Annotated in this window: 7 protein-coding genes; 4 read left to right on the top strand and 3 right to left on the bottom strand. The window is 34.1% G+C overall.

Translation table 11 applies throughout. The features are described from left to right. The 3 genes from SFT90_01800 to glmM form a co-directional block, all read left to right on the top strand. A partial coding sequence (locus SFT90_01800; protein MDX1949217.1) for a hypothetical protein occupies positions 1–766 on the top strand: 766 nt, incomplete at its 5' end. An 8-nt stretch (positions 767–774) separates the two neighbouring features. Then, a complete protein-coding gene (bcp, locus tag SFT90_01795; protein ID MDX1949216.1) occupies positions 775–1251 on the top strand; it encodes a thioredoxin-dependent thiol peroxidase in 477 nt (158 codons plus the stop codon). A 224-nt stretch (positions 1252–1475) separates the two neighbouring features. After that, entirely contained in the window at positions 1476–2825 is a 1350-nt protein-coding gene (glmM, locus tag SFT90_01790; protein MDX1949215.1) for a phosphoglucosamine mutase, read from the top strand. Here the strand turns inward: glmM and SFT90_01785 are convergent. Beyond that, positions 2822–3595 (bottom strand): ATP-binding cassette domain-containing protein, encoded by a 774-nt coding sequence (locus SFT90_01785; protein ID MDX1949214.1) that lies wholly within the window; start codon positions 3593–3595, stop codon positions 2822–2824. The genes glmM and SFT90_01785 overlap by 4 nt on opposite strands. Positions 3596–3736: 141 nt before the next feature. Here SFT90_01785 and SFT90_01780 point away from each other — a divergent pair, with 141 nt between their 5' ends. Next, a complete protein-coding gene (locus SFT90_01780) occupies positions 3737–4150 on the top strand; it encodes a hypothetical protein (GenBank protein ID MDX1949213.1) in 414 nt (137 codons plus the stop codon). On the opposite strand, the gene lnt is transcribed toward SFT90_01780, so the two are convergent. Next, positions 4086–5654, bottom strand: a complete 1569-nt coding sequence (gene lnt / locus SFT90_01775; GenBank protein ID MDX1949212.1) for an apolipoprotein N-acyltransferase — start codon at positions 5652–5654, stop codon at positions 4086–4088. The genes SFT90_01780 and lnt overlap by 65 nt on opposite strands. A gap of 19 nt (positions 5655–5673) precedes the next feature. Then, positions 5674–7452: a single-stranded-DNA-specific exonuclease RecJ gene (gene recJ / locus SFT90_01770; protein ID MDX1949211.1), complete on the bottom strand. Its 1779-nt coding sequence runs from the start codon at positions 7450–7452 to the stop codon at positions 5674–5676. Between the last annotated feature and the right edge of the window lie 331 nt (positions 7453–7783).

The following is a 7783-nucleotide window of genomic DNA, read 5'->3' as shown; positions in this document are numbered from 1 at the left end:
CCAAAATAATAAAAATCTTAAAATTGAGCCATCTGCATATTATCTTCGTTTAGCGAATAAATTAATTCAAATTTTATCAGGAATTTCAAGTACTGGCAGGCTTTATGAAGTGGATTTACGCTTGCGACCCCTCGGCGAAAGTTCACCGCTTGCAACTTCAATCAAAACTTTTGATGAATATTACAACCCTGCTAAAAAGGAAGGTAACGCTTGGGTTTGGGAGTATATGACCCTCACCAGAGCAAGGGTAATTAGCAATAATGAAAATTTTGAAAATACTTTGCAAGATTTAATAAATCAAAAAATCTCAAGTCATTGGCAAAAAGATTTTTTACAAAAGGAAATTGAATATATTTATAAAAAATTTCGTGAGCATCGTAACAACAAGAAAATTGAAGGGCTTGATGTAAAAAATTCAATCGGTGGAATTTTTGATTTAGAGTTTTTGTTAAGGTTTTTGCAACTTCAAAATTTAAGTAAAAACCCTGAAATTAAGTCGCAATCTTCCAAGCAAACTATTAAAAATCTTGAGAAAATAGGCGTTTTAACAAGTGAAGAAGCGGAAATTTTAGCCAAATCATTTGAGTTTCTAACTTCCTCGCAAAATGTTCTCCGAATTACCTCTGAAAGTAAAATCACCAAATATACTGAAGAAATTTTGTGCAAGGTTACTAATCAAGCCAATTTTGCAGAATATAAGAAAATCCTTGAGTTTTTAATGGCGGAGATTAAGAATATCTTCACTAAACATATTAATTTTAACTAAGGGTTTTTATGTCTGAAAAAAATCTCGTTGAAGGAAATTTCGCTCCAGATTTTACACTGGATATTGAAAATCAGGCAAATTTTACTTTGTCTGAAAATCGTGGCAAAAAGAATGTTGTGTTATATTTCTACCCAAAAGATGACACTCCCGGTTGCACTTTAGAAGCTAAAAATTTCGCAGAAAATATCTCAAAATTTGAGAAATTAGACACTATTATAATTGGCATCTCAAAAGATTCTTTAGAAAGTCATGAAAAATTCAGAACAAAATATTGCTTGCCTTTCTCTTTGGCTTCTGATGCAAACTCCACAGTTTGTGAGGCTTATGGCACTTGGGTTGAGAAAAATATGTATGGCAAGAAATATTGGGGTATTCAACGCGATACTTTTCTAATTGATAAAACTGGCAAAATCAGAAAAATCTGGCGTAAAGTTAAAGTTGAAAACCACTGCGACGAAGTTCTAGAAGCGGTTAAGAAATTGTAGAGGTTGGTATTGTTAGGTAAAGCTAGATTTTAATTAATTTCTGTAGTTTTTTCTCTTTATTGTCACCCCGCATTTATTGCGGGGTTAACCATAAAACAGGCTCAAAACTTAGTTTAGAAGCACTTTTAACAATTAACCCCGCAATAAATGCGGGGTGACAATTGGTGGTTATAGAGATTTATCTATACATAAAAAATCACTGAAGGATTTATATATTGAATTTTATGTCAAAATTATTTGGAACAGATGGAATTAGGGGAAAGAGTAATATTTTCCCAATGGATGCGGAAACGGCTCTGAAAGTTGGAATGGCGGCTGGGGCTTATTTCACTCGCGGACAGCACAAGCATAGGGTGGTTATCGGCAAGGATACTAGGCTTTCTGGATATATGATTGAATCTGCGTTGACAGCCGGCTTTATTTCAATGGGTATGGAGGTTTTCTTGGTAGGCCCAATGCCAACCCCAGCCGTTGCCTTAGTTACACGCTCTATGCGTGCTGATGTCGGCGTTATGATTTCCGCCTCGCATAACCCTTATTATGATAATGGTATTAAGTTTTTTCAAATGAATGGCTTAAAACTCTCTGATGAAGCCGAGAAGGAGATTGAGGCTCTGGTAAATTCTGATTTATCCAAATATCGTGCTAAGCCTGAAAATCTAGGGCGAGCCAAAAGAATTGATGATGCACCCGGCAGATATATTGAATATATCAAACAAACTTTCCCAAAAAGAAGCAGGCTGGAAGGTCTTAAAATCGTTCTAGATTGTGCCAATGGTGCAGCTTATAAAATCGCACCGATTATATTATGGGAGTTAGGTGCGGAAGTTGAAACCATCTTCGCAAAGCCTGATGGGTTTAATATCAATAAAGAATGTGGCTCAACTCACCCAGATATTTTAAGTGAAAAAGTGAGGGAATCTAAGGCTGATATTGGCATCGCACTTGATGGAGATGCTGATAGGCTAGTTATCTGCGATGAAAAAGGCCGCATTATAGATGGTGATCAAATAATGGGGGCAATCGCTTCAAACTGGCAAGAAAGAGGGCTTATTAAAGGTGGGGGCGTTGTAACTACAATAATGTCAAATATGGGGCTTGAAAAGCATATTGAATCGCTAGGGCTAAAAATGCACCGCACCAAAGTTGGCGATAGATATGTGATGGAGCAAATGCGAGAAATTGGCTGTAATTTTGGTGGTGAGCAATCTGGTCATATTATCTTTAATGATTACACAACTACTGGTGATGGCTTGCTTGCGGCACTTCAAGTTTTAGCTTCTATCATTGAAAAGAAAAAACCTGCGAGTGAGGTTTTGAATGTGTTTAATCCATTTCCACAAGTTTTGAAAAATATTAAAATCACTAAAGATGCCGATGAAATTTTAGAAAATTCAAAAGTTAAAAATTCTATCGCAGAAGCAGAAAAATCTCTTGGTGATAAAGGCAGAATAGTTATTCGTAAATCAGGCACTGAGCCACTTATAAGGGTAATGCTTGAGGGTGAAGATGCTATCAAAATTGAAACCCTCGCAAATAATATCAAAGCTGAAATTGAAGGGATTAGCTCTTAATGATCCTGTAATTTTATCTCAATAGGGCCTTCAGATCTGCCATTTACAAATTGGTCAACATAACCATTTCCGCTTGAATAAATGTTATTTGGGTTACCTTCCCATATGATTTTTCCTTGATAAATCATCGCAATTTTATCAGCAATTTTTGTAGCACTATTCATATCATGCGTAATGCTTATAGTTGTTGCCTTAAGCTCTTTACTGCACTTAACAATCAGATTATTAATAACATCACTCATTATAGGGTCTAGGCCGGTTGTAGGTTCATCAAAGAAGATAATTTCAGGGTCAGTTGCTATAGCCCTTGCCAAACTAATTCGCTTCTGCATACCTCCAGAAAGCTCGGCTGGGAATAAATCCGCAACATCTTTACCCATACCAACTTGTTGAATTTTTTTAATTGCGATTTCTTTGGCTTTATCTCTATCCATAGATAATGCGTTGATTAACCCAAAAGCCACATTTTCCCAGATTGGCAAACTATCAAACAATGCACCGCCTTGAAATAGAAACCCAAATTTATTCATAATTTCTTGTCTGCCAGAACGATTTAAGTGCGATGTTTCAACCCCATCAATTTTTATTGAGCCTTTATCTGCCTGAATTAAACCTATAATAGTTTTTATAAGAACTGATTTTCCGCTGCCAGAACCTCCAATTACAACAAGGGATTCCCCTGAATTTAAGGATAAATCAACACCCTGCAGAACTTTTTTTGATCCAAAAGATTTATAAACTTCAGATAATTGAATTTTCGGTTGCGACATATTATTAACCTTTTTTTAACTTTTTGTAATGATTTTGTAACAATTTTATGTTAGATTGAAATTAACGATAAATAGAAATCGAACCATTTTAAATAAACAAGTTAAAATTTTTAATCAAGAAAACAATCAAATTATCATTTTATGGTGAACTCTCTTGCTGTTGGGGGGGAGGGTTGCTTAGATGTAAGCATAAATGTAAGAACCTGTAGCTTTGAACAGCTTCAGGAAATTCTAAATAATAAAAGTGAAGTTATTAAATTCAATCCGGCCAGTAAAAGAATTACTGAGGAAGGCTTTCCAGTTGAGCAAATAATAAAACTTCAATCTATTTTAGAGGAAAAAACCTTACCTAATAAAGCATTAGAACCAAGAACTCCATTAGCTAATTCATTCAAATATTTCAGTGAGGACTTAAATTCTATAGTTACTATTCTTGGTAAAAACCAATATAAAACTTATAATCTTGATATAGATGAAATTGAAAAACCTACTAGTTTGCTTGATGGCATCGCTTCAATTTGGCATAATATTTCAAGAAAAGGGCGAGAGACATAAAGAATGCTGCAATTAAAATCACAATTTTATTCCCAAAAATACTATAAAAAGTTCTTTTATTTAGGCTTGCGGGAAGGTTTCCATCAACCACGCCATACTTATTCAAATCTAGGCTTGCCATAATTCTCCCTAATGGATCAATTATAGCTGAAACCCCTGTATTTGCTGAACGAATAACGCTAATGCCCTCCTCAATCGCTCTCATTCTAGCTTGCTCTAAATGCTGATAAGGCCCTGAAGTTAAGCCAAACCAGCCATCATTAGTAACATTAAGAATAAATCTTGGCTTTTCTTCGCCTGAAAAATCCGCAACTTTTTTCGGGAAAATAATCTCATAACATATAGAAGGTGAAAAAGGCGGAATTTGTCCAACCTTAAGGGTTTCAATACCCTGCCCCATTGAAAAGTCCCCCATTCCGTGTGTAATTTTTTCTATGTTAGGAAAATATTTTCTGAAAGGAATATATTCACCAAACGGCACTAAATGGTGCTTATCATATTTAGTCTCAGAGAGAACCCCCTCTGAATCAACAAATTGGATTGAATTATAAACTTTTTGATTTTTTTCTTCGCCTTCAGTTCTTATTGTTCCTAAAGCCAAATAAGCTCCATAAGGGATTATATCTTTCAAATCTTCCAAAAATTCTGGATTTTTGGTTAGCACATAAGGTGTTGCAGCCTCAGGCCATACTATTAAGTCAGGAACAAAGGCTTTATCCTCATTTTCATCAACCGTAAGGGTGTAATACTTAAATAGATGATCGCCAATTTTTGCATTATCAAATTTTTCGTTCTGAGGAATATTCGGCTGCACAATACGAATTGAAATATTTTCAAATCTATCCTTATTCTCTGCAATTCTTTGACCACCCCAATATGAAAGCCAACTTATTATAAATGCAATAGGCATCAGATAAATAAGGCTTAGGCTTAACCTATATGGCGATTTATCTTTGATACTTTCTACAAAGGCATTGATAACCAGATAAGGGCTTAGAAAAACTATTAGAACAAATAGACTCAAACCATAAACGCCAAGAAAAGCAGCAATTTGAGAGAGATTAATATTTTTAAGGATTGTATAACCTGTTAAATTCCAAGGAAAACCAGTGAATAATTGCGATCGCAATATTTCGAATAAAACCCAAATGGAGCTGAAAAATAACACTTTCGCAAGTCCATTATATTTCAATTTATAAGTAATACTTGCCGCTAAACCTATGTAAATACTTAAATAAGCAGGTATTACACTAACCGCAAAAGGCACAAGCCAAGCGAATTTATCCGCTTCTACCAATAATGAATTTGAAATCCAATATAAGCCAGAAATATGATGACCAAATGCAAATAAAAAACCACCAAAGAAAGTTTTTAGTGGAGTTTTTAGAATATCTAAAATGATTAGGAACGCTGGAAAAGCAAGCATTCCCAACGCAAAGTAATTATGCGGTGCAAAGCATAGCGTGTATAAATACCCCAAAAATGGCAAAATCAAATAAAGCACTGACACTCAAAAATTTGTTCTAATTTATAACTACATCTTCTAGGAAAAAATCAATATATTCCGAGTTATTAAAGCTATTTTTACGAATTTTACCAAGTAGCGAGACATTTTTCATATAATTTTCTTCCAAAGCATTGCCAAGCGTAGTATTTTTGCCGTTAAATAAAATTCCTTTAACTGATTTTGAATTTACTTTTGCAAGATTTGCATCAGAAAAATAAAACCCAATATGCTTCTCTGCATAGGTTTTAAGCGAAACTATTTTCACATTCTCAACCAAAATTAATGGCTCAGAATTGCCAATTCCAAAGGGTGATAATTTTGAAATTTCATCAGCTAATTCTAAAGTTAACGCACTAGCTGGCAGAACCAAATTTGCCTTAACATATTTATTTGATTGATAAATTTTATAATCTTCTAAAAATTTTTGATGCAAATATTCTTCTAGTTTCTTAATATTTTCTTCTAATATTGAAAAGCCCGCCGCCATTTTATGCCCGCCACCAGCCAAAATTAACCCATCATTTTTTGCATTGATAATGCCACTACCAAAATCAATCCCATTCACACTTCTAGCAGAAGCTTTGCCAACGCCTTCATTCAGAGCAATTATGGCAGTAGGTTTATCAAATATTTCTTTAATTTTTCCAGCCACAATGCCAATTACGCCTTGATGCCAGTTTTTTGAAGCAAGCACTATGCACGCTAAATTTTCATCTTTTTTTGAAGCCATTTCTAATGCTTCTATAAAAATATTTTGTTCAATTTCTTGCCTTTCTTTATTAAGATTATTCAAGGTTTCAGCATATTCTAAAGCCTTAAATTGATTTTCTTCTGATAAAATTTTTGCACCAAGTGAGCAATCAGAAATTCTGCCCGCAGCATTAATTCTAGGGCCTATTAAAAACCCTAGCGAATAAACATCTGGAGCATTCTTCAAACCTGAAATATCCATAAGTGCTGATAAGCCTAGATTTCGCCTTTCAGCTAAAATTTTAAGCCCTTGCTTTACGAAAGCCCTATTTACGCCAGTTAAACTCATCACATCACAAATTGTGGCGAGTGAAACTAAATCTAAAAGATGCAATAAATTTATTTCTTCTATTGAAGTATTGCAGTAATACTTTTGTTTTTTTAACTCAGAATTTATCGCAACACATACTAAAAATGCAACGCCAGTAGCACATAAATTATTGAGTTTTGAATCATCATCTAACCTATTTGGGTTAACAACCGCAACAGCTTCTGGTAATACCGCATCACTCAAATGATGATCAATTACAATTACATCAAGTCCAATATTTTTTGCCTTTAGAATTGGCTCAAAAGCTAGAACGCCACAATCAACAGAAATTACCAAATCCGCCCCCTGATTTTTTAGATTTTTCAGAGCCTCAAAATTTACGCCGTAACCCTCTTTTATCCTATCTGGAATGTGAAATAAAATTTCAGACTTTAGCCCCCTAAAAAACCTTACAAGAAGTGCAGTTGCGGAAGCACCATCAACATCATAATCACCATATATTGCAATTTTTTGATTATTAATTATTGTAAAAATAATTCGCTCAACAGCCTTTTGCATATCCTTCAGAAGATAAGGATTTGGAAGATAATCCCTTATTTTTGGCTCTAAAAAATTTGGAATTTCATTTAGAGGAATATTTTTTTGCGATAAAATTCTTGCAAGAAAATCAGAAATAGAAAATTTTTGACACGCCGATTTTACATAATTCTCATCAAAATCAATAACTTGCCAAAACTTGCCCTTAACTGATAATTTATTTTCAAAATTGTGCATAAATTATTATATACAACAAAATAATTGTTAATTAAAAGATGAATTAAAGACTAGTAATTGTTAAGCTATAGTAAATTTATGTAGCTTTACACCGGAGTGTCACCCCGCATTTATTGCGGGGTTAATTATAAAACACGCTCTAAACTTAAGATTGTAGACACTTTCAACCATTAACCCCGCAATAAATGCGGGGTGACAATATTAGGATAATTGGTAAAATCTATGCTTAGTGAATAATTACAATTAAAGAAAATATTTTTCAAATGCAGATAGAAAGGAAAGGCTTATTACTTATTTTATCTTCTCCATCAGGGGCAGGCAAAACCACTAT

It is taken from the genome of Rickettsiales bacterium, assembly GCA_033762595.1.
Lineage (GTDB): Bacteria > Pseudomonadota > Alphaproteobacteria > Rickettsiales > UBA8987 > JANPLD01.
The sequence above is the reverse complement of the archived record's forward strand: the minus strand, read 5'-3'. Positions and strand labels throughout refer to the sequence as shown.